This is a genomic window from Paraburkholderia sp. GAS448 (genome assembly GCF_050435685.1).
In the GTDB taxonomy this organism is placed as follows: domain Bacteria; phylum Pseudomonadota; class Gammaproteobacteria; order Burkholderiales; family Burkholderiaceae; genus Paraburkholderia.
Genome location: NZ_JBNDKT010000001.1, coordinates 624,007 through 646,297 on the forward strand (window position 1 = coordinate 624,007; position 22,291 = coordinate 646,297).

The 22,291-nt window shown below is 60.4% G+C and carries 17 protein-coding genes; 9 read left to right on the forward strand and 8 right to left on the reverse strand.

Going from position 1 to position 22,291, the window contains the following annotated elements; all coding sequences use genetic code 11:
* The first annotated feature begins 45 nt into the window (after positions 1–45).
* Positions 46–1,317 carry an ABC transporter permease gene (locus tag P3T23_RS02940; RefSeq protein WP_429314677.1) on the forward strand — a complete coding sequence of 424 codons (1,272 nt, stop codon included), beginning with the start codon at positions 46–48 and terminating at the stop codon, positions 1,315–1,317.
* 18 nt (positions 1,318–1,335) lie between these two features.
* Positions 1,336–2,175 carry an ABC transporter permease gene (locus P3T23_RS02945; protein WP_429314678.1) on the forward strand — a complete coding sequence of 280 codons (840 nt, stop codon included), beginning with the start codon at positions 1,336–1,338 and terminating at the stop codon, positions 2,173–2,175.
* A gap of 451 nt (positions 2,176–2,626) precedes the next feature.
* Here the strand turns inward: P3T23_RS02945 and P3T23_RS02950 are convergent, their stop codons facing one another.
* Complete coding sequence (locus tag P3T23_RS02950; RefSeq protein ID WP_429314679.1) at positions 2,627–3,952, reverse strand: integrase catalytic domain-containing protein; 1,326 nt, start codon at positions 3,950–3,952, stop codon at positions 2,627–2,629.
* Positions 3,953–4,746: 794 nt separating this feature from the next.
* On the opposite strand from P3T23_RS02950, the gene P3T23_RS02955 reads away from it, so the two are divergent.
* The 4 genes from P3T23_RS02955 to P3T23_RS02970 are packed head-to-tail and all read left to right on the forward strand — an operon-like array spanning position 4,747 to position 6,402.
* Complete coding sequence (locus tag P3T23_RS02955) at positions 4,747–5,343, forward strand: lysozyme (RefSeq protein WP_429314680.1); 597 nt, start codon at positions 4,747–4,749, stop codon at positions 5,341–5,343.
* Positions 5,330–5,815 (forward strand): lysozyme inhibitor LprI family protein, encoded by a 486-nt coding sequence (locus P3T23_RS02960; protein WP_429314681.1) that lies wholly within the window; start codon positions 5,330–5,332, stop codon positions 5,813–5,815. The genes P3T23_RS02955 and P3T23_RS02960 overlap by 14 nt, the downstream gene beginning before the upstream one ends.
* Before the next feature lie 40 nt (positions 5,816–5,855).
* Complete coding sequence (locus P3T23_RS02965) at positions 5,856–5,993, forward strand: hypothetical protein (protein WP_429314682.1); 138 nt, start codon at positions 5,856–5,858, stop codon at positions 5,991–5,993.
* Positions 5,983–6,402, forward strand: a complete 420-nt coding sequence (locus tag P3T23_RS02970; RefSeq protein ID WP_429314683.1) for a hypothetical protein — start codon at positions 5,983–5,985, stop codon at positions 6,400–6,402. Before P3T23_RS02965 ends, P3T23_RS02970 begins: the two co-directional genes overlap by 11 nt.
* Positions 6,403–6,459: 57 nt before the next feature.
* Here P3T23_RS02970 and P3T23_RS02975 read toward each other — a convergent pair whose 3' ends face one another.
* The 3 genes from P3T23_RS02975 to P3T23_RS02985 form a co-directional block, all read right to left on the reverse strand.
* The gene (locus tag P3T23_RS02975) at positions 6,460–6,948 is read right to left on the reverse strand and encodes a hypothetical protein (RefSeq protein ID WP_429314684.1); all 489 of its coding nucleotides are present in this window, start codon (positions 6,946–6,948) and stop codon (positions 6,460–6,462) included.
* A 774-nt stretch (positions 6,949–7,722) separates the two neighbouring features.
* Positions 7,723–9,369: an NRAMP family divalent metal transporter gene (locus tag P3T23_RS02980; protein WP_429314685.1), complete on the reverse strand. Its 1,647-nt coding sequence runs from the start codon at positions 9,367–9,369 to the stop codon at positions 7,723–7,725.
* Between the two features lie 144 nt (positions 9,370–9,513).
* A complete protein-coding gene (locus P3T23_RS02985) occupies positions 9,514–9,654 on the reverse strand; it encodes a hypothetical protein (RefSeq protein WP_429314686.1) in 141 nt (46 codons plus the stop codon).
* A gap of 1,077 nt (positions 9,655–10,731) precedes the next feature.
* Here P3T23_RS02985 and P3T23_RS02990 point away from each other — a divergent pair.
* Together P3T23_RS02990 and P3T23_RS02995 are read left to right on the forward strand one after the other, a co-directional pair.
* The gene (locus P3T23_RS02990) at positions 10,732–11,109 is read left to right on the forward strand and encodes a hypothetical protein (RefSeq protein ID WP_429314687.1); all 378 of its coding nucleotides are present in this window, start codon (positions 10,732–10,734) and stop codon (positions 11,107–11,109) included.
* Positions 11,110–11,201: 92 nt separating this feature from the next.
* A complete protein-coding gene (locus tag P3T23_RS02995) occupies positions 11,202–12,707 on the forward strand; it encodes a carbohydrate porin (protein ID WP_429314688.1) in 1,506 nt (501 codons plus the stop codon).
* A 178-nt stretch (positions 12,708–12,885) separates the two neighbouring features.
* Here P3T23_RS02995 and P3T23_RS03000 read toward each other — a convergent pair whose 3' ends face one another.
* The 4 genes from P3T23_RS03000 to P3T23_RS03015 all read right to left on the reverse strand — a co-directional run bounded on the left by P3T23_RS03000 (position 12,886) and on the right by P3T23_RS03015 (position 15,996).
* Complete coding sequence (locus tag P3T23_RS03000; RefSeq protein ID WP_429314843.1) at positions 12,886–14,025, reverse strand: YncE family protein; 1,140 nt, start codon at positions 14,023–14,025, stop codon at positions 12,886–12,888.
* 93 nt (positions 14,026–14,118) lie between these two features.
* Positions 14,119–14,934: a creatininase family protein gene (locus P3T23_RS03005; RefSeq protein WP_429314689.1), complete on the reverse strand. Its 816-nt coding sequence runs from the start codon at positions 14,932–14,934 to the stop codon at positions 14,119–14,121.
* A gap of 443 nt (positions 14,935–15,377) precedes the next feature.
* Positions 15,378–15,602 carry a hypothetical protein gene (locus P3T23_RS03010; RefSeq protein ID WP_429314844.1) on the reverse strand — a complete coding sequence of 75 codons (225 nt, stop codon included), beginning with the start codon at positions 15,600–15,602 and terminating at the stop codon, positions 15,378–15,380.
* A gap of 139 nt (positions 15,603–15,741) precedes the next feature.
* Positions 15,742–15,996, reverse strand: a complete 255-nt coding sequence (locus P3T23_RS03015; protein ID WP_429314690.1) for a hypothetical protein — start codon at positions 15,994–15,996, stop codon at positions 15,742–15,744.
* Between the two features lie 759 nt (positions 15,997–16,755).
* Between P3T23_RS03015 and P3T23_RS03020 the strand changes: the two genes are divergently transcribed.
* Entirely contained in the window at positions 16,756–22,200 is a 5,445-nt protein-coding gene (locus tag P3T23_RS03020; protein ID WP_429314691.1) for a YadA-like family protein, read from the forward strand.
* Positions 22,201–22,291: the final 91 nt, after the last annotated feature.

Below are 22,291 nucleotides of genomic sequence, written 5' to 3' on the forward strand. Positions count from 1 at the left end.
TGTGTTGCGCGATTCGATGCCATGCATAGAAAGCAGGAGACAGCTGTGACCACGATGACGATCGCCGCCGATTCCACGCCCGAATCGTCGAACAAACTGAAGCGCGAGCTCAAGGCCGCGGAAGCAAGAAAGCGCGCGATGGCGCTCTTGCTGGTCGCGCCGCTGGCGATTTTTCTACTGCTGATTTTCGTTGTACCGATTGGTGCGCTGTTGACGCGTGCGGTGCAAAACCCCGAGATCGCGACTGCCTTGCCGCATACGGTGACGGTGCTGCGCGACTGGGATCGCAAGTCGCCGCCGTCAGACGCCGCGTTCGCTGCGCTCGCCACCGATCTGACAGCCGTCGCGGACGGCGAATCGATGGGCGCGCTTGCGCGACGCCTGAACACGGAAATCCCCGGCTATCGTTCGATGGTCGCGAAGACCGCGCGCGCGATGCCGCTCAACGACGACGCGGGCCACGCGCTTGCGCCGGCCCAGATCCGCGCAAAGCTGGTTGAAATCGATGAGCGCTGGAACGATGTCACCTACTGGCAGGCCATTGCGAAGAACGGCAGCCGCTATTCGCCGTTTTACCTGCTCGCGGCGCTCGATCACAAACAGGACGCGTTCGGCAATATCGTACCGACCGATCCCGAACAACAGATCTATCTCGCCGTCTTCAGCCGCACGTTCGTGATCGGCGCGGTGGTGACGCTGTGCGCGCTGCTGCTCGGTTATCCGCTCGCCTACTGGATCTCGACGCTTTCCGAACGGCGCGCCAACCTCGTGATGATTCTGGTGTTGATTCCGTTCTGGACATCGATCCTGGTGCGCGTTGCCGCGTGGATCGTGATTCTGCAAAGCGAGGGTCTCGTCAACAAGGCGCTGATCGGCAGCGGGTTGATCCAGGCACCGCTTGCGCTGCTGTTCAACCGCGTCGGCGTGTATATCTCGATGACGCACATCCTGCTGCCGTTCATGATCCTGCCGCTCTACAGCGTGATGAAGTCGATTCCGCCGACCTACCAGCGGGCCGCCATCTCGCTTGGCAGCCATCCGTTCGCCGCGTTCTGGCGCGTGTATGTGCCGCAGACGTATCCCGGCATCGGCGCCGGCGCGCTGCTGGTGTTCATCCTGGCGATCGGCTATTACATCACGCCCGCGCTGCTGGGCGGACCGAACGACCAGATGGTCAGCTATTACGTCGCGTACTTCACCAACGTGACGATCAACTGGGGCATGGCGTGTGCGCTCGGCGGGCTGCTGCTTGCCGCGACACTCGTGCTGTATGTGATCTATGGACGCTTCACGCGTTCGTCACTGAGCCTCGGCTGAGCGCGCACGGAGACTGCGATGAAACTCTCGAAACCGTTGTTTGCGCCGCATACGTCGCTGGTTGAACGCGTGTGGTATTTCGCGCTGCGCGGGCTGGCCGTGCTGACGCTGCTGTATCTGATCCTGCCGGTGCTGGCGATCGTGCCGCTGTCGTTCTCGTCGAGCACGTTTCTGGTGTATCCGATACCGGGCTGGTCGATGCGCTGGTATCAGAACCTGATCGCTTCGGACGAGTGGCGCATGGCGGCGAAGAACAGCTTTATCGTGGCGCCTTCGGCGACGGTCGTGGCGACGTTCCTCGGCACGCTCGCGGCCATCGGGCTCACGAAGGCGAATTTTCGCGGCAAGGCGCTGCTGATGGCAATCCTGATCTCGCCGATGATCGTGCCGGTGGTGGTGGTGGGTGTCGGCATGTATCTGTTCTTTGCGCCGATCGGGCTGGCGAATACCTACATCGGGCTGATTCTGGCGCATGCGTCGCTGGGCGTGCCGTTCGTCGTGACGACGGTGGCGGCGACGCTGCAGGGGTTCAACTACAACCTGGTGCGCGCGAGCCTCTCCCTCGGGGCGAATCCGGTGAAGACGTTCTTCCGCATCACGTTGCCGGTGATCGCGCCAGGGGTGATTTCGGGGGCGCTGTTTGCATTCGCTACCTCGTTCGACGAAGTGGTGGTCACGCTGTTCCTCGCCGGTGCGAATCAGACGACGTTGCCGCGTCAGATGTTCACGGGTATCCGCGAGAACATCAGCCCGACGATCGCCGCGCTTGCGACGATCCTGATTGTCTTCTCGACGTCTCTCCTGCTCGCGCTTGAATGGCTGCGCGGCAGGAATGCGGCGCGCGCGGTGGCCGCCTGACTGAAGTCCGTCTTTGGGTCGAGCGCGCTTGCGGAGGTTCGCTGGTTCGTCGTGCCGTCCTGCGAAAAGAGCGTCGTGAGGCGGTGGACGCCAAGGCCAGACGAATCGACATCGCGCTCGCCAGGCTCGCGCCCCCCGGACTTGAAGATAGAGCGTAAGGCCGTCGCAGCTGCGGTCAACTGACGGCCGACCCTCCCTGTTTGCGCCAATGTTCATCCCATGTCATTCGTATTCCTGGCAAGTCATTGATTTCTCTATCTCCTTCATACGATTGCATGAACACAGGAGTACTTTCCAAAACTCAAAGGAGCCTGTAAAGGTCGGAGGACGTGGGGTTGGGTGATCGTTAAAGGGAGCTGCATTCTATGGTACGGGGACGTCGGTTGCGAGGGGGAAGCCGCGAAGGGCGTAGCCCGTAGTGGCTTCCCCCTCGCGAGTAGAGTGACGCAGACTATGCGCTGCGGGATCGGGCAAAGCTCCACACGTCGGCATACCGGGGCTGGGTCTGGCCAGCAACCTTGCCCATCAGACGTTCCCGAGCCTCGCGAACCTGACGGGCAGCTTCGACATCGGTCTGGCTGCGCGCCCGCTGCTGCAGTTGATCGAGCGTGATGCCCTCGCGCAGGAAGCGGCCCGCGTCTGGCAGGTTGGCGAGCTTTTCGAGGGGCGTCATGACGTCCTCGTGCCGATGGACCCGACGGGTGCGGCCCGGCTTCTTCGGATCAGGGACCTCGGTGCCGAACAGACAGGGCCGGTGCATGTTCAAAAAAGGATTGAGCAGATCAACGCAGAAGGCATTGAACTGCTTCGCCCACTCGGCCGGTATGTACGCATAGCCAAACTGTCTGCGCACGACATTGCCGTTCCTGGATTCGGCCAGTGCGTTGACGTTGCAGTGCCGTGGGCGTGAGCGGGTGAAATCGATGAGTTGCTCCTTGAGCATCCTGGCGACCTCGTGGTTGATGTACTCCGAACCACCATCGCTGTGAAAGCCAAGGATGCGGAATGGAAACTGGTCAATCATGTCGCGCAGTACCGGGAGCAGGTGTTCGCGCTCCAGTGTCGGCACGGTAGCAACGACCTCCCATTGCGTGACGCAGTCGACGGCATTGATGTGGTACACGCCGCGCTGATCCTCGGTGTTGCCCTGATGAACGCTGTCGATGCGGATGAAACCGGGGCGGTTCTCTGGCGCAGGAGCCCGGCGCACGGCGATAGCCGCGCCCTTGGGGTTCGCCCGGGTCTTCGTGTAGGTCGTGTGATGCAGGCGATAAGCCTGCGAGCGGCGCAGGTTGTACAGGTGAGATGCTGAAAGGTGCTGCAGGCGCTCGAACCGCTCGTCGCCGTAGACCTGATACATCCGGCGCAGCACCACGACCATTGCCGGGCCGGAAAGCCTGCCGTATTCGCGCTCGGTCTCGGCGAGCGTGAACACGTCCTCATCCGTGTAGCGGCGGGCAAAGGCATTCGCGGGCGTGCCCTTCACCCACGCGAGCCTGTGCCCGAGCATCCAGCGTTGCACCAGCCGTGTCATGTGAGCCCGGCTGAAGCCACTGAAGCGCCGCAGATAGCGCAGGACGAGCCCACGATGAGGCCGCTTGAGCTGGTTATAGCGCAAGCGGCGCAGCACCGATGCAACCCATTCGTGGCGTTCGCCGGGGCTTGCGGCGGGAGAAAAGTCGAGCGTCTGTGTGCCGTCCAGGACGGCGCGCACCTGGTCCAGGGCGCGGATCTGTGATTCATTCAAGTTGACGATCATCCGGTGATGATCACCCATCCCCGTTCCCAGGCGCCGGTCAACTCAGGCGTGTCGGGCCGGCAACAGGCCCATTTGCCGTTGGAAACGCGCCAGAAGCTGCTCGCAAACGCATCCGTAGCACCCGTTCAGGCTCGCGTGCGGTTAGACAGCGAGCGCAAGAGCCTTGACAAAGGTTGACACTTTGGCCGACCCGACCACGATACCCTATTGCAGTATCAGCTTGCTTCGCCTTTAATCTGCCAGACATAAGCGGCAAGTAAAACGTTTATGCGAAACAGGTATTTTAAGATAAGGAGTACAGATGTTGAGTGACGTTGAACACGACGCTCGCGGAGACGTATTCCACGGTACGCCTGCCGGGTGGCAAACTGATCCACGGCACAACGGACAGCGCGGGCCGCACCGCGAGACACCTAACGGACGATGCGCAAAAGATCGCCTTTTATTTAGGCCACAGGGAGTAAGCATGTCAGAAAGGCTTGCACTAAAAGACGACAACCGGCGGTAGCATCCTGGGGCCTTCGTCAAGTTGGTACAACGAAGACGGCCGGGCCTTCGCGCTGGCCGAAGACCTGGCGACGTGCGGTAATTGCAAGGGGTCATGGCGAGTCGGCGGCACCGCCCATAACTGGATGGACGAAGGCCAGGCAATGGTGAAAGACCTGGACCCTGTTTATTGTCCATGCGGAAAAAATCGCGTATTGGCTGAACGCCACGAAACAGACGGCGCGAAACGCGTTCGCATTTATCTTGGACACCGCGAATCTGCATAACGATTCGTCTATCATCGCAATTCACATTACGGAGCAAAAATGACTGATGCACTGCACGAATGCATGACTAACACAGACCCAAATTCCAACGTAAATGTATCTTGCGATCGCCACGGTAAGCCGTGGAAGCTTTCGAGGGAAGGTTATACATTTATGGCCGTTCTCGAAAGTGGCGTGGTTAATGGAACCTATAAAGGCAAGCCGGTTGTGGATGGATTTATTGTAAAGGTCTATGACGACGGCTACGGAATTCCTACGGTTGGGCTTGGACATAAGGTGCTGCCGCAAGATAATCTAAAAATCGGCGATGTTATATCGGTTGATCGTTGCAGGAGCTTCTTCGAAATTAATTTGCGCCCGATTGAGGATGCGATTAATCGTGATGTCAGGCTACCACTGCATCAATACGAATACGATGCACTCGTTTCAGTCCTCTACAACACCGGACCCAATCATAGAAAGGGGGATGCGTGGTTTCCCGAAAATCGCTCAACGTATCTCGCGGATTTTATTAATAAAGGTGAGTATTACAAAATTCCTGAAATCATAAGGGAGTTTGTCGCTAAACGCATTCCGTGGCGCCGCCCCCTAGAGGCCCGGCTTTTTGAAGCGGGGAATTATGATGCGCGTCACTAGTATATTGTTTGCTCTGCTTTTCGTTGCTAATGCCGTGTATGCCTCATCTTCGATTTATGGGTCTGCGTTCGACTATAAGAAAGCTGAACCTTCGAATGTTTATTTTTCGGGGAAAACTCGCGCACAAATTGCGTCATATTGTAAAAATGAAAGGCTTAACACAATGGATTTGTCTGCTTGCGCTCATTTTCAATATGAAAACACTATTTCTGATTTAAATGCGAGGGTTTTATTGATCGAAAAAACCCTAAAAGAGGACGACAAAGAGAATGGCGCATACGGGGAGCCTGCTGCGTTGCCATTTTTTAAAAGGGCCCAGATGAACTGGGAATTATACAGGGATAATGATTGTTATTCTGATGTTTATTCGGTAGGCCAAGCGTCATTGCGCTTTGTTGATTTTTGGGATTGCATGACCAGAATCACAAAAAACAGGCTTGACGAATTGACAAAGCCTAACAACGATGAATAAAGCGTTGGCCCCGCTTCGGCGGGGCTTTGCATATTCACAGATGAACATGAAACACAGCCTTCTGGTGCTCGCGCCGCTGTTGCTGGCCGTTTCAGCCGCCACGCTCGGCGCAGAGAATCCAGACCAAGCCATCGACAACGCAGACAGTATTGCCGGATACGTCACTTATGCAGCTTAAATCCTACACCTTCGCCATCGCGCTGCTTGTTTCAAGTTCATCGGTTCTCGCATGCACGGCTAGCGAGAATTTCGACATCTACTTCTCCAAGAATAGCGATGAAATCCCGAGCGAAGAAATTATCCGGATCGCAAATTGGGTTGTTGACCAGAAGATCGCATACGCCAACCATAAAACCAGCGAAAGCACCTTAGTAAGCGGCCACGCCGAAGAAGACGAGCGCGAGTCTGCCAATCTTGCGAAGAAGCGCCTAAGCACTGGCATGGCATTGCTCGGAAAACTTGACTTCCTCCGTGGAGAAGTCAAGACAGGCGCACGCGTCTATTCGCATCGTGACGTTGAGAACGGGCGACGTGTTGAAATTTCATTCGAACCTGACTGCCCGAACAAGTGTTGCGACGGTAAGTAGTAGGAACGTTCAAAGGCCCCGCTACGTCGGGGCCTTATACGCGGGCTTGCGTTGAGGTTAAAGGTGCGATCTACGGTGGTTGACGCGTCGCGCTTTCGCTTCACGTAACCACTTGTCCCGCTCTGCCGGGATTCCTTCAAGCAGGCGCGTCACCCGTTCCTGCTGTCCCGCTTTCGTTGCCTGCGCCATCGCGGTTTCGTATTCGTCCGGCGTCGGTATTGCACCGTCGCATAACCGGTTGACCAGAACCGTCAGCGGGTCCATAGGCGGCCCCGCGTACCGTTCCCGCAATGCCGTAAGGCCGTCCGGCGTCTGCCCTGTCAGATCGTCCGATTGCAGTGTATCGGCGCTAATCCGCAGCACGGGCAGCATGCGGGTCAGTATCCAGGATGTGCGCTGCTTGCGCGCTTCGAGTGAGTAAAGACTGTCGCGATACCTGCGCCTTTCCGCTTCGCTCGCGCCCGCTGGTACGAAACGATAGAGGAATTCTGGATGCTCCCATCCCATGTGTTCGCGTACACATACAACGTTTGAGCCAAGGCTCATTTCAGCCTCCGATAGTAAAAAAAAACCCGCACACAAAGGTGCGGGTTGTCCAGCTACGTCACAGTCCCGGAAACTGGACCGTGCCGTTTACAACACAAGTCTATCCATCCGGGTCTGCAACAAGCATAGGAGCGCCACACGCACCGATACTTAGGCTCCAAGTTTCAAAACTCATCATCTTTAGGATTTCGGTTTTGCGAAGCTTGACACTGTGATCGGTCGGAGACTGGTAAAGTATGTGCGCCGCATGTATTGAATAGGCCTGCTACCGATCACCGTGATCGGTTCGGATGGCTTGAGGCCGCATTTTTGAGAGCGAATCTGGACTGCACGGCGGACCCCACAGCAATTGACCCGAAAAGAGTGGCCGCTGAAGGCTGTATTGACCCTTCCGCCCGAACCTTGCGCCCGTTTTCACGGGTTTTGTCAGCATGACTTTTTAAATCTATTGCGATGCGATTCCCTTCCCGGTTAGTCAGTCTGCTTGCCGCAGCGGTGTTTCTTCTCGCCGGCTGCGGTCTGTTCGGTTGTGGCGGTGCTGCGACCAACGGTGCGGCATTCGGTGGATGCCACGTAGGTAGCAACTTCTGATTTTCAAGCGTCTATTGAATCCTGCTGTTCGCCGGGGCACCGCACGTCGGTCTCTCGCGCACGCGCCGTGTGGATGCTCGCGACGATCAGCGTATTGACCTCCGTTGCGATGGTCGGCCTCGGTTCTTTTACGGGTTGTGCCGCGATAACGTCTGCAAGCTACGGACCGCGCCGCAGCCTGTTTTATTTCAGGAAGCTCATCTGCACGACCTTCACGATAACGAGGCCGACGGCCAGCACCAGATAACCACGCAACACGCCCATCCAGACACGCTTGGACAGCGTGAGGTTCGGCGGCGGCAGTTCGTCCAGCGGCGGCATGCGCCACGTCGCGCGCGCGTCCTTCGGATACGTCTGCACGTTTCCGTCCGCCGGGTCATGACGCAGCTTGCGGAGCGCAATCGTGACGACGTAGCCAATGACGGCCAGCTGCGTCCCGCCCACCAGCACTTCGAGCATCGTCTCACCGGTGATATCCGGATACAGCACTGACGCGGTCAGGATGATGGACAGCATGACCAGCACCCAGATGACGGCGCCCGTGAACAGGTTGAGCTTTTTCGAGTTGACCCACGGGCCCAGCACCGCCCGGTCATTGCAGAGCAGCAGCAGGAACACCGTGGCGCTCGGCAGCAGCACGCCCGCGAGCGTCTGCACCGCCATCGTCAAAAGGCCGAGCGGGCTGCCCGGAATCATCACCAGTGTCGCGGCCGCGGCGACGATGACGAAGTACACCAGATAGAAGCCCTTCGCGTCCGACACGCCGCGATGCAGCGAGTGCCGGATCTTGAACACATCGCCGATGGCGTAGGCAGTCGACAGCGACACCGCGGCGGCGCCGATGATGCAGGCGTCAAACAGGGCCACGGCAAAGAGTGCAGCCGACGTGCGCCCCGCATATTTTTCCAGGCCGGCGATCACGCCACCTGCGTCGGTGAAATTACCGAACTCGGGCCTTCCATCGAACAGCGCCGCGCAGAAGGAGATCATCGCTACTGCACCGATCAGCACGAACACGATGCCGATCCAGAGATCGGCCTTCTCGTACTTCATGAAGCGCGGCGTGATGCGTTTGTCCACCACGTAGCTCTGCTGGAAGAACAGCTGCCATGGCGCGACCGTGGTGCCGACGATGCCGATAACCAGCAGCATGACGTCGGAGAGCTTGGAGTGGGCGGGCCAGTTCGGAATGAAGAAATCGCGCGCCATCTGGCTGACCGGCGGATGGATCGACACCAGCACCGGCACCAGCAGCAGACTCAGCACGCACAGCGCCACCGCGAAGCGTTCGAAACGGCGGAAGTTGCCGGTGCTGACGGCGGCCATCGTGAGCGCCGCGGCGATGCACACGCCAGCGATCTTCGAGACGCCGAAGAAGTCGAGCACGAACGTGATACCGATGAACTCGGTCACGATGGTCAAGGCGTTGAGAATGAACAGGTCGACGACGCTGAACGCCCCCCAGAATTTTCCGAAGCGCTCGAAGATGAGGCGCGCGTGCCCGACCCCCGTGACGGCGCCGAGCCGCAGCACCATTTCCTGGTTGACGAACAGCACGGGGACGAGCAGCAGCATGGTCCACAGCAGGGTGGTGCCATAGTTTTGCCCCGCCTGGGTATAGGTGCCGAACGCGCCTGCATCGTTGTCGCCGACCATGACGATGAGACCGGGGCCGAGAATGGCGAGCAGCGTTCGAAAGCGCGCCCACCAGCTGGTGCGCGGGGCGGTGTCGTGGTGGGCGATGGTGCCGAGCGCCCCCTTGATGTCGCCGAGGTGGGCGTCATCGAGTACGGCGCTGCGCACGGTGGAGACCTGTGTTGGAGTGGACATTTTATTTTCTTCGCGTGGTCTGATTGTTGAAAGAAAACCCGTGTCTCCGGCATACGTAAAGGAGTAATTCGTCGGGCGTGAACGACAGCGAACAGGTCGCCCGACGAATGTGTCGCTTGCGTATGGCGGAAAGCTCGCGGGAAGTTACGAAAGAAGTGCTTTAAGGCGCAGCCAGAATGCGGCAACCCGATGCCGTTCGCGGGCGTGTAGCGCGAGCATGGCGTCGTAGTGGACGCGCGATTCCTGGATGTGCGGGAGTTGCGACAGGAGGAGGCCGAAGGTCATGATATTTCTCCGTGCGTTGGGCTTAACGCGGTTCGCGGAAAGCCAGCAGACACGGAGGTCGGGCGCGTTGCGCGCGGCGACGGACGTCTACTCGCTTCCCTCAGGCAAAAATAAAGGTGAGCGGCATATGGGGTAACTGTCACTGTCGGGCATGGCGGCTCCTTTGGCGTCTGGGGCGCACGTCTGCACACGCGTCTGCTACGCGTGTGTCTGTTCACGCTCGTGCGAGCCCCGCTGAATCAACGGGACGCGCACGAACGCTGCCACGAGCGCAAGCTCGCGACGCGGTGCCATACGGACATGCGCAATCGCTGCGGCCAGTTGTGGCCTGCTGCGGCCCGCTGTGGCCGTTTGACGCTAATCAAGGTGCACGGAGAGAGATACTGCGGCGCGCACCGTCTGCCTGCTGGCAAGACGGCGGCTTTGAAGGGTAAGCGCGGACGTCCTGCCGGTCAGGCAGTGAGATTTTTCGAAGGTCGACTACTGCAGGTGTCCAAGGCATCAGCCCCGTTTGTGAAAACTTGTCAAGTTTAGGAGGCTTCCCAAGTTGAAGTCAACATGCTTCTTAAGCAGAGCGAAGATATTCGTGAACCCTGTGCTACCGGTTTTAATCGATGGTTCGTATTACGTTTTAATTCTTTCAAAATGACAGGAAGACGACGCCTTCGAAAGGAGGCGGTTATCGCTTTGAATGCGAAGCGAACTCGTTCTGATCTGACGCTGGGAAAGATTCAACTCGCGATGTTTTTATGCGGTTTTTACTTGCGGCTTTGCGCGCGTGCCGACTACAATCCGCCCGTCTCATCTAAAGGAGTCCCTCGTGGACGCATGTTCCAGTAGTGGTAGTCCGATGCCGGCCTGCGCCGGCGACGTCATCGCGGGATAGCGGCCGCAGGAACCTTCCTTAGCCGCTAGCTCGCATCAGTCGGGTTAGCGCGCTTCATCACTGACTGGCTTTGTGCCGGTCTGTCAGCAGCACGCTTCCTTGGTTCGACCGCCTGTCGCAAGTCCGCTTGCGAGGCGCAGTCACGTCTTCACACGTCGCCCGGCTTTGCCGGGCTGGACGGGAGTGGGCTTATGCTCGTCAAACGATTTGTCATGTCTTTCGGCGGGGCGGCGCGCCTGCCTCGTGCGCAGTGCGTTGCCCTGTGGATTGCGGCGCGTGGGCATTGTCTCGTCGCGCCTTCCGTCGATCGGACGATTGCTCGCGACACCGGCGAACGCCGGCATGCGGGCAGCGTTCGCGCCCGCACCCTCAAGCCACTGTGCCGCACCGGGAAGAGGGTCGCGCGCGCAGCGCTGCGGCTTGCTTATGCCGGCAATCCGTTGACGCCAACCGGCTACGCGATCCTCGCGCTGATGGTCGCCGCCATCGCGCTGGTCGCGATGTTGTCCACGTCGCCCGTCGCTAGAGAACTGCGCAGCGCGTTACGGCTGAGTTGGTGGTTTTCGTGAATGCGGAGCGTATTCACGCTCCCGCCACACTTCGCGCGTCATATCCATGAACGAACCGGCCGTTCCGCCGGATGACCTTGCATCGACCTGTCATGAAGAAAAGACTCAAGACCAAACTCCTGCTCTCCGGTGCACCGGTCAGCCTGACCTTCCTGCTGTCGCTCAGCGTCGCGCCGGCCGCCTTCGCGCAGACTGCCGATGAAGCCGCGCCCGCCTCGACGCCGCCCCAGACTGAGGCGCCGTCGTCGCCTGCGGCCGGAGCGCCGGCCGCGAAATCCGACCAGACGCCGCCGGCACCGACAGGCTTTTGGGACCGTTCCAACCTGTTCGGCGATATGGGCGGGTTGCGCACGTGGCTCGGCAACTACGGCGTGACGTTCAACCTGCAGGAAACCAGCGAATATCTGAACAACCTGTCGGGCGGCGTCAAACGGGGCGGCGCCTACGACGGGCTGACCCAGTTCGGCATCGTCGTCGATACGGACAAGGCGGTCGGCCTGCCGGGCGGTACGTTCAACGTCTCGGGTCTGCAGATTCACGGCACCAATCTGACCCAGCGGAACCTGCTCACCTTGCAGAACGCGAGCGGTATCGAAGCCGACAGCACGACGCGGCTGTGGGAACTCTGGTATCAGCAGTCGCTGCTGGGTGGGAAGGCGGATGTGAAGGTCGGCCAGCAGAGCCTCGACCAGGAGTTCATGATAAGCCAGTACGCCACCCCGTTCATGAACGCGACGTTCGGCTGGCCGGTGCTGCCGTCGGTCAACATGCCGGCGGGCGGGCCGGCCTATCCGCTTTCATCGCTGGGTGTGCGCGTGCGCGCCAAACCGGCTGATGCATGGACGGTGCTGGCCGGCGTCTTCGACGGCAATCCGGCGGGCAATGGTGTGGGCGATCCACAGCAACTGAATCGCCATGGCACCAACTTCAACCTGGGTAACGGCGCGCTCTTCATCGGCGAAGTGCAGTACACGATCAACCAGCCGCCGCCCAACGCGTCCGATCCGCAACCGGCGGGCCTGCCGGGCACGTACAAGCTGGGCTTCTGGTACAACACCGAGCACTTCGACGATCAGCGGGTCGACAACACCGGCCTGTCGCTCGCCAATCCCGCGAGCACGGGCATCCCGCAGACTCACAAGGGCAACTACAGCTTCTACGCGGTTGCCGACCAGATGGTCTGGCGCCCGAGCGCGGACAGCCCGCAATCGGTGGGTGTGTTTGCCAGAATCATGGGCGCGCCGGGCGACCGCAACCTGGTCGACCTGGGCGTCAATGCCGGTGTGACGCTCAAGGCGCCATTCAAGGGGCGCGACAACGATGTGGTCGGCGTGGCGGTCGGCTACGCGAAGATCGGCGCGCATGCCCAGGATCTCGCCAGCGACACGGCCTCGTTCACGACACCGGGGTACCCGTCGCGCAGTGCTGAAACCGTCGTCGAGGCGACCTACCAGTATCAGGTCACGCCGTGGTGGCAGTTGCAGGCCGATTTCCAGTACTTTTTCCGACCGGCGGGCGGGATCCCCAACCCGGAGAATCCCTCGCAACGGATCGGCAATGAAGCGGTGGTGGGGGTGCGCACCAATATCGTGTTCTGACTGCAGCCGGTTCCGGTGCTTAAGGTCGCCGCTGGGATGGCGGCCTTAGCCCCACCGGCCTTCCCTCATCCGATGACCGTACTGGCCACGATGGAGAGGCAGATGGGTTCGAAGGCGGCAACGACTCGATCGCGCGGCATTGTTCGATCAGGGGCGCAGCCCGGTTGCCCGTTACAGATCACCGCATATTCCCGGTGTGGCCCAGCGAGTAGCGGCCCGGTTGCGGCCAGACGGTGAGACCGTGGGGTTCCATGCCAACCGGAATGGATTTGACGGAGCCGGTTGTCGTATCGATCGCGTAGACGACATCGTCAAAACGGCCGGACAGCCACAATGTCTTGCCGTCTGCGCTGACGTTGCCCATGTCAGGACTGCCGCCTCCCGGAATGGGCCAGGTCGTCAGGACCTTGCGCGTCGCGAAGTCGAGCACCGACACACTCCCTTTGCCGTGGCGTGGTCCGTGAACGAGATTGGAGCCGCGATTCGAGATGTACAGTTTTGTTCCATCCCGAGCCGGATACAGCCCGTGTGTGCCGACGCCGGTTGGGACAAAGCCGATCTTCGTGAAGCTGTCGCCGTCGACCAGGAAAACACCATTGGCCATCATGTCGGCAACATAGAACACCTTGCCGTCCGGTGCGACACGAATGTCCTGCGGCATACCCTTCCTCTCGAGTTGAAGGTAGCCCACGACCTTGCGCTCGACGAGATCGATCTTGGCCAGCTTTCCGCCGAATTCACAGGTGAAAAGCGCGTACTTGCCGTCGATCGAGAAATCGGCGTGATTGATGCCCTTGCACTCCGGGACGGGAAGGCTCGATTTCAGCGCCATCGTATGCGGATCGCGAAAGTCGAGTCGCGCGTGCGCCTCTGCCACCACGATTGCTTCCTTGCCGTCCGGCGTGAAGTACATGTTGTAGGGATCGTCGACCATCACCTCCTTGCCGGGCTTGCCCGTCTTCGGATCGATCGGTGTCAGGCTGCCGTCCGGTCGACCTTCGGCGTTGTTGGCCACCCACAGCGTCTGCAGATCCCATGACGGGACGACGTGTTGCGGGCTGTAACCGACGTGAAACCTGTCGACGACCTTGAGCGTGGCCGGATCGATCACATAGACGTCGTTCGAGCGCAGATTCGGCACATAAACCCGTGTCAACGCCCCTGCTACTGCTGAACTGAGGTGACCGGTGCCCGCTTCGCTGTACAGATTGCGCGCGTCCACCACCGGCGGCATACCAGGCACGGTCGCAATAGCCGGCGCAGCGGACGAGATACCGGTGGCACACAAGCCAGCTACTGCCAAACCAACGGACAACATCAGCAGCGACAAATTACGAAAACGTGGGGGCATGGTGAATTCCGTCATTGGGCGGCGTATTGATTGGAGGACGGGTCAAATGCTGACGTCCTGTCAGCGACCCGCCGTGTCCTTCCTGATGGCATCGATCGTCCGCGACACAATCGCATCGATACCCAGCTGGCCGAGTTCGGCTGTCGAGTGTCGCGGATCGCCGCCATAGACACCGTCGGCCGGTCCGAGTTTCGGACCGCTTCGCAGTCGATCCAGCCGAACCATTTTCGGCTCGACTGCAAGCAGCAATGAGGTGTCCGCGAGTCCCGCGTGCGTGCCGATCTCGTCATCGCGCAAGCCATGCTGACGTAGGATCTGTGCGTAACCATCCGAACTGGTGCCATAGTATTCCGGTGGTACGAAGGCCCGCGTTGTCGACCCAGACCATGCTTTGTTGAGCTGGGCAACGACTCGCTTGATGTCGTTCTGATAGCCGCCGTGATCGCCTAGAAAGACGATGTTCCTGAACCCATGCACCGCAAAACTGTTGGCGGCAGACGCCAGCGTTTTTTCAAACACGTCATCCGATATGGTGATGGTCCCTGGGAAGCGCATGTGGGATGTCGGCGGTGCATAGCTTCCCTCAGGCACATAGGCGATGACCGGTGCGACGAGCGCATTGCCCAGTCCCTCCGCGATTCTCTGTGACAACACGGCCACCCGCGCGTTGTGCTTACCCAGCGCGACGTCAGGACCGCTTTGCTCGGTGCCGCCGATGGGGATGATGATGGTGGTCTTGCCCGCCTGAACCTGGTCACGCAACTCGGTCCAGGTCAGGCTCTCGATGAAGACGGTTTTCGGGGTTTGAGCAAAAACTGTCTGCGCGGCGATGAGCAAAACAGCAGACGCGAAAGTTCGACGTAATGGAAAACGCATGAAGAGTCCTCGTAGGAACTACTTTGCAGGGCGATGCCGATAAAGGGGGAGGACGCTGGACCCCGGCGATATAACGTCAGGCACACGCCGAGGTCGGTAGTCCTGACCCGAATTTCAATGCTCCGGTATTCGAAAGCGCGGCCGTGGCGCGCCGCGTCATGGAATCGGTGACATCCTCGTATCGGTAACGCACGGGCAGACGCGAGAATCATATCGAAGAATGGGTGTAGAGAACCACTCTCAGAAATCCCGAATGCCAAAGGCATCCCGATTATCCCCTGCGCACGCAGGAACGGAAGATGATGTTTGCCGGGCATCTGCTGCGACATGTGTCGCTCGCCGCACGGCTCCATTGCGCTCGCAGTGATAGGCCTACGGACAACATGCTGCCCAATGCAGGGTGACCCGTTCGCTGCAGTGCCCCGCGCTGACCACAGTGTGGGTTATCCGCGACCGGATTTTTTCTTCTGGATTTCGTCGCGGCGTGACAGGTCGGTCAACAACCACCTTGCGACCAATTCCGGCCGGTCCATGCCGTACTGCGCAAACTTGATTTCGCTCTCGTAGTAGACGATTACCGTGCCACTCATCACCCGATACCGCCCGCGATAGCGCGAGCCATTCAGTTCAATTTCAATTTCTCGGGTCGTCTCATAGCTGGCGTCCATCAATCACGGCTCGACGGTTGTTCTGTGACTAGACAAAAGTAACGAACCAGAATGACCGCGTCAACGACAGACAAACCCGCAGTGCTTGTGTCGCGATAGCGTCGGCAAGGCAAGAGAGTTGCGTCATGGTGGGGATTCCTTATTTGACCAACGAATAGAACTGCCCGGCAGTAGTTTGCGCGATGTCATCAGCTTTCATCTGCCTTTCCTCATCATATGCATCGTTTCGAAACAACGGTACGAGCTTGATCACCCAGCGATGCACGCTCGAATGGTCGACCACCTGAGCGACCTGGCGCGACAGAGCTTCTGATCTTCGTGTGATGTAGGAAAAATCGTACGGAACAAAGGGGATGTCCGCATCCACGCGAATGATGTGGACGCTACGCTGCACAGTGCAGTTCAAGCTGACGAAACTGTCGCAATGAGCGCGGCAAAGCGATGCTTCCGCGTGAGCGTTTCGCGATGCTCACGGCAGCGGACGCCTCGCGTCTCCTGCCTCGCGGCTTGAACCACAGGCACTCGTGAGGGCATATCGGTTGGCTACTCTGCTGGTTGTGGACGATCATCCAGCGCTTCGTCTGGTCATCAATACCCACTTGCCCGGTTGCAAGCCAATCCAGTACGGATAAATCTGTGCCGGTATTGGTTAACCGAGATAAAGGCAATGACTGCCTTGCAGGTTCTTTTTTTGAAAGAGCGTGGCGGCGAGTGTGGAGTGGTCCGGGACGCCACGGTTGCAGAAATTTCCGGGGCTTGTATCGGGATTTATCTGCGTCAATGACGGATGCTCAGTCGGGCGAATTGATCTTCCCCCCATCCGTCGTCCAGTTGCGTTGTCTGTCATAAGATTCGTTACGACTGTTATGGGATGCTAATCGTTTGAAAGCAATGCTTCGCAACCGCTTATTTCCTGCCAGCGGAATTGCAGGCAACTAATCGGGAACATTCCTACGTCAGTTCAGGACATTCCGATTTAAACGGAATCGATCGATGGATAGATTTGTTACGCGATAGAACGGCTTGCTGGTACGCGGTAAGAGTCCTCGAAGCAGTAGTCATACCTGGTTCCGGGTAGCGGACTTTTGCAGAACAGGTCGCACGTTGCAGAAGAACACGAAATTCACTGGTATTTTTTGAGGTTGCAAGGGCGATGAACAACATACATAAGTCTGTCTGGAATGAAGCGGTGGGCGCGTGGGTGGCCGTATCCGAATTGAGCAAGGCCAAACGGAAGGGAGCCGCGAAACGCGGGCGCGCGGCTGCGGTTGTGCTGGGCGCTGGAGCGGTGTCGTTTGCGCCGGCGGCGTTTGCGGGGTCGATCGTGAACTGTGCCGGCAACGGGACCGAGGCGGCCAGCAGTCAGTGGGTGGACGCAGGTACCGGCAAGGCATGGGATGGCACGAAGTGGGGAGCCGCGACTGGCAGTCTCGGGGGCGCTAATTGCGGCGGAGGCAGTGGGGTCATCATTGAGGAGGAGAACTCGGGCAACAACGACGTGAACAACGGCTCGACGGCATACATCATGGTCGGCAAACTGGCCAGCAGCGATGCGGGTTCAATCACCCTCTATGGTCCGGCCGGAATCACGCTGCGCGGCGCGACGACCACGACCGGCGCCGCCACTTTCCAGGCCGGTGCCGACATGAGCGGCACCGGCATCGCCAATCTCGCTGACGGCAAGAGCGATAAGGATGCCGTCAACCTTGGGCAACTGAACCAGCGCACGCGGTACTTCCGCGCGAATTCACTCCAGGACGTGCCGCAAAGCGATGCGCGCGCCGATGGCGGCGACTCGGTCGCGGCCGGTCCATGGGCGTCGGCAAGCGGTACTAACTCGACGGCAGTGGGGCGCGGAGCGAGCGCTCTCGCAACCGATTCAGCGGCGCTGGGAGCCAATGCCGGTGCGATGTCTGCTCAGGCGGTTGCGATCGGCGCAGGCGCCAATGCGGTCAGCGCGGGATCGGTTGCGCTTGGAGCCGGTTCGATCGCCGATCGCGCGAATGCGGTATCGGTAGGTACGACAACGTCGCAGCGTCAGATCATCAATGTGGCCGAAGGCACCTCGGGCACGGACGCGGTCAACCTCAACCAGTTGAATGCTGCAATTGCAGGGGTGCCGGGTGGCGGGTCACCTGACGCGGTGGTGTATGACACTTCGGCACACGACCGGGTGACATTTGGCGGTGTCGGTGCAGCTACCCCGGTCACGCTGACGAACCTCGCGGCAGGCAAGACCGACACCGATGCGGTGAACGTCAGCCAGCTGAAGGCGATGGGCGCAGACCTCGACGACAGCGGCAATGCGACGAACTCGTTCGTTGCGTACGACGACGCGTCCAAAGACACGGTTACGCTGAGGGGCGCAGGCGGCACGCGGATCACGGGCATGTCGGCCGGGACGCTGAATGCGGGCAGCACGGACGCGGTCAACGGTTCGCAGCTGTACAACACGGCCAGCAGCGTGGCGGACGCACTGGGCGGTGCCTCGACGGTCGGCGCCGATGGCAAGATCACCCGGCCCTCGTACACGCTGGACGGCAACACGTATAACGACGTCGGCGCAGCACTCGCCGCCGTCGATTCGAAAGCTGCTTATGGCGCGGTGGACGGCGTGAAATACGACACACCGGTGCATGACAAGGTGACATTTGGCGGTGTCGGTGCAGCTACCCCCGTCACGCTGACGAACATTTCGGCAGGCAAGACCGACACCGATGCGGTGAACGTCAGCCAGTTGAAGGCGATGGGGGCAGACCTCGACGACAGCGGCAATGCGACGAACTCGTTCGTTGCATACGACGACGCGTCCAAAGACACGGTTACGCTGAGGGGCGCGAGCGGCACGAGGCTGACGAATCTTGCAGCAGGCAAGACCGACACCGATGCGGTGAACGTCAGCCAGCTGAAGGCGATGGGCGCAGACCTCGACGACAGCGGCAATGCGACGAACGCGTTCGTTGCATACGACGACGCGTCCAAAGACACGGTTACGCTGAGGGGCGCAGGCGGCACGCGGATCACCGGCCTGTCGGCCGCGACAGTGAATGCAAGCAGCACGGACGCGGTCAACGGTTCGCAGCTGTACAACACGGCCAGCAGCGTGGCGGACGCACTGGGCGGTGCCTCGACGGTCGGCGCGGATGGCAGGATCACGAAGCCCTCGTACACGCTGGACGGCAACACGTATAACGACGTCGGCGCGGCACTGACGGCGGTAAATGCGAAGGCTGGGACGGGTTCCGCAGATGGCGTCCAATACGACACACCGGCGCACGATAGCGTGACGTTCGGCGGCATCGGCGCGACCACCCCTGTGACCCTGACGAACCTCGCCGCAGGGCAGGTATCGGCAGGCAGCAAGGACGCAATCAACGGTTCGCAGCTTTACAACACGGCCAGCACCGTGGCGGCTGCACTTGGCGGCGGTTCAACGGTCGACGAATCCGGCAACGTCACAAGTCCAACTTATGTGATTGGGCAGCAGACGTTCTCAGACGTCGGCTCTGCCCTGGATCAGATGACGAAGTACGTCAAGGTGACATCGACGTTCAGCCAGACCGTTGCAACCGGCGACAATGCGATCGCGATCGGCGGTGGTGCATTGGCGACCCACTCCGGGTCAGTGGCTATCGGTTCAGGCGCGCGCTCTCTCTTCGACAATTCGATTGCCATCGGCGCAAATTCGTCCACATCGGAGGCGAATACGGTGTCGATTGGAGCGCCGGGCAGCGAGAGGCGGATCACCAACGTGGCGGACGGCACGAATGTGACCGATGCGGCCACAGTAGGCCAGCTCACGGCATTGCAAAAGCAGTTGGCGGTGGAACTGACCAATATTGCTCCAACGTCAGGGCAAATCCCGCCAGGTCAAATGGCTCTCGCGGCCCCAATGGATGGATCTATCCTCGCCTCTCCACCGGTGACAAGCTATATCGCCGTCAGCGACAGCGTCACGCAAGGGGCCGTGACCTATGCGGATCCGAAGGCCACGAACGCGATGGCAATCGGCCCCGTGGCCACCGCGTTCGGCGTGAATTCGACGACCATCGGCGCGGCTTCCAGCGCAATGAGCCTGGACACGACAGCCGTCGGCGCAGGCGCGGGTGCGATTGCGCAAGGTGCGACCGTGATCGGCGCGAACGCCACGACCAGTTCCTATGCCACAAATGGCGTCTCGATCGGCAGTTATGCGAAGTCAGAGGGCGTCAACACGGTCGCGATTGGTTCCAGCAGCTACGTGCTGGGTGAAAACTCCGCGGGGATCGGCACTAACGTATTCGTTAGCGCGGCGGCGACCAATGCACTGGCACTTGGCGCCAGCTCGACAGCTAGCGCAGCGGGTGCGGTGGCGCTTGGCGCCAATTCGATCGCAGACCGTGCCAACACGGTATCTGTTGGCACCAGCGCCGCGCAGCGCCAGCTTGTCAACCTGGCGGCAGGCACGACGGATACCGACGCCGTGAACGTTGGCCAGCTGAGAGGTATGACAGCGGCCTTGGGCAGTGGTGCAGGTGTGAATGCCGACGGCACGATCCAGGCGCCGACGTACACGATTGACGGCACGACCTATTCGGACGTCGGCGCAGCACTTGTCGCCGTCGATTCGAAAGCTGCTTCTGGTGCGGTGGACGGCGTGAAGTACGACACATCGTTGCACGACAAGGTGACGTTTGGTGGCGTCGGTGCCGCTACCCCGGTCACGCTGGCGAACATTGCAGCAGGCAAGTCCGACACCGATGCAGTGAACGTCAGCCAGCTTAAGGCGATGGGCGCAGACCTCGACGACAGCGGCAATGCGACGAACTCGTTCGTTGCATACGACGACGCGTCGAAAGGCACGATCACGCTGAAAGGCGCAGGCGGTACGAGCATCACCGGCCTGTCGGCCGCGACGCTGAGTGCGGGCAGCACGGACGCAGTCAACGGTTCGCAGCTCTATGAGACCAACCAGAACGTCGCCAACGTCGCCGGCGATGTCACCAATCTCACCAACACGGTGAACAACATCAGCAATGGCAGCGCGGGCGTGAAGTATTTCCATGCCAATTCGACGCTGGTGGATTCGTCGGCAACTGGCACGGACGCGGTCGCGATCGGCGGCAATGCAAACGCGACGGCGGACACCTCGGTCGCACTGGGCGCCAACGCTTCCGCGAACGTGAGCAACGCAGTTGCGCTCGGCGCTGGTGCGGTCGCGGATCGTGCCGATACGATCTCGGTCGGCAGCGCGACGCTGCAACGCCAGATCGTCAACGTGGCCGCCGGTACGGCGGACTATGACGCGGTCAACGTGGCCCAGTTGAAGGGCGTGACGGCGGCGCTCGGTGGCGGCGCGGATGTGAACGGCGACGGCACGATCAAGGCTCCGTCCTACAAGGTCGGCGGACGGACATACACCGATCTGGGCTCAGCCCTTGACGCTGCGTCGGCGGGAGGTTCGCCGGACGCCGTGCTGTACGACACCTCCGCGCATGACAGGCTGACGCTCGGCGGAGACGCACCTGGTGAAGTCGTGCTGACGAACGTCGCCGATGCAACCGCTGACACGGACGCGGTCAATCTCAGGCAGCTGAAGGCCGCCGGTCTCACCGTCGATCCGGTGACGGGCGAGAGTACCAATGCCTTTGTCGCTTATGACGATCGGTCGAAGGGCGCAGTGACATTCAACCCGGGCGGGACGCCGACCCAGTTGAAGAACGTCGCCGCGGGCACGGATGCGTTCGATGCGGTCAACCTCAGCCAGATGCAGTCGTATGTCGCCAATTACGCCGGCGGCAGCGATGGCGGCAATGGCGGCGCGGGTCCGAACGGGGTTCAATACGACGACGCCAGCCAGAACACCGTGACGTTGGGCGGCGCAGGTCACGACCCGGTGAAGCTGACAAACGTCGCGGCCGGCACCGAAGCCAACGATGCCGTCAATTTTTCGCAGTTCTCCAGCCTGCAGAGCGCAGTGGACAACATCGCAGCCGGCACCGGCAATACGTACATCAGCATCGGCAGCAGCAGCGACCCGTCAGGCGGTACGCCAGCGTCCGCGAGCGGTACGGATTCCATCGCGATCGGCAACGGCGCGTCGGCGCCCGGCGCGGCGGCGATTGCGATCGGCGCCGGTACGACGACGAGCGGTGATCATTCAGTGGCGTTGGGTGCCGGATCGTCCGCGCCAGCGTCGAACTCCGTAGCGCTCGGCGCGAACTCGGTCGCGGATCGCGACAACTCCGTCTCGGTGGGGGCCGCTGGCGCGGAGCGTCAGATCACCAATGTGGCGGCTGGCACAGCGCCCACAGACGCCGTCAACGTCGGTCAGATGAGCGGTGCGATCAACGGTGTCTACCAGTCCATGCACGATATGGACCGCGACTTCCGCCGCGGGATTGCGTCGTCCGCAGCACTGAACATCGTCACGCCGTACCTGCCCGGCCGCACGACGCTCAACGCGGGTGTCGCCGGCTATCGAGGTCAGGCAGCAATCGGGATCGGCGTATCGCGCTGGAACGAGAAGGGGACGGTCAACTACAACCTCGGCGTGTCGAGCGCCGGTGGCAACAGCACGATCGTCCGCGCTGGCCTCGGCATTGTGCTTGGCAGCTGAGCGGTTGCTGCAGGTCGATCTCAGTAACTTGAGACGTTAGCTGGCACGGGGCGCACGGCAATCTTCCGTGCGCCCCATCTCTGATGGAAGA

What these genes read in the sequence shown, in the direction of transcription:
- P3T23_RS02945 (WP_429314678.1), top strand. Translation starts at nt 1,336, where the DNA reads ATGAAACTCTCGAAACCGTTGTTTGCGCCGCATACGTCGCTGGTTGAA.
- P3T23_RS02950 (WP_429314679.1), bottom strand. Translation starts at nt 3,952, where the DNA reads ATGGGTGATCATCACCGGATGATCGTCAACTTGAATGAATCACAGATC.
- P3T23_RS02955 (WP_429314680.1), top strand. Translation starts at nt 4,747, where the DNA reads ATGACTGATGCACTGCACGAATGCATGACTAACACAGACCCAAATTCC.
- P3T23_RS02960 (WP_429314681.1), top strand. Translation starts at nt 5,330, where the DNA reads ATGCGCGTCACTAGTATATTGTTTGCTCTGCTTTTCGTTGCTAATGCC.
- P3T23_RS02965 (WP_429314682.1), top strand. Translation starts at nt 5,856, where the DNA reads ATGAACATGAAACACAGCCTTCTGGTGCTCGCGCCGCTGTTGCTGGCC.
- P3T23_RS02970 (WP_429314683.1), top strand. Translation starts at nt 5,983, where the DNA reads ATGCAGCTTAAATCCTACACCTTCGCCATCGCGCTGCTTGTTTCAAGT.
- P3T23_RS02975 (WP_429314684.1), bottom strand. Translation starts at nt 6,948, where the DNA reads ATGAGCCTTGGCTCAAACGTTGTATGTGTACGCGAACACATGGGATGG.
- P3T23_RS02980 (WP_429314685.1), bottom strand. Translation starts at nt 9,369, where the DNA reads ATGTCCACTCCAACACAGGTCTCCACCGTGCGCAGCGCCGTACTCGAT.
- P3T23_RS02985 (WP_429314686.1), bottom strand. Translation starts at nt 9,654, where the DNA reads ATGACCTTCGGCCTCCTCCTGTCGCAACTCCCGCACATCCAGGAATCG.
- P3T23_RS02990 (WP_429314687.1), top strand. Translation starts at nt 10,732, where the DNA reads ATGCTCGTCAAACGATTTGTCATGTCTTTCGGCGGGGCGGCGCGCCTG.
- P3T23_RS02995 (WP_429314688.1), top strand. Translation starts at nt 11,202, where the DNA reads ATGAAGAAAAGACTCAAGACCAAACTCCTGCTCTCCGGTGCACCGGTC.
- P3T23_RS03000 (WP_429314843.1), bottom strand. Translation starts at nt 14,025, where the DNA reads ATGTTGTCCGTTGGTTTGGCAGTAGCTGGCTTGTGTGCCACCGGTATC.
- P3T23_RS03005 (WP_429314689.1), bottom strand. Translation starts at nt 14,934, where the DNA reads ATGCGTTTTCCATTACGTCGAACTTTCGCGTCTGCTGTTTTGCTCATC.
- P3T23_RS03010 (WP_429314844.1), bottom strand. Translation starts at nt 15,602, where the DNA reads ATGGACGCCAGCTATGAGACGACCCGAGAAATTGAAATTGAACTGAAT.
- P3T23_RS03020 (WP_429314691.1), top strand. Translation starts at nt 16,756, where the DNA reads ATGAACAACATACATAAGTCTGTCTGGAATGAAGCGGTGGGCGCGTGG.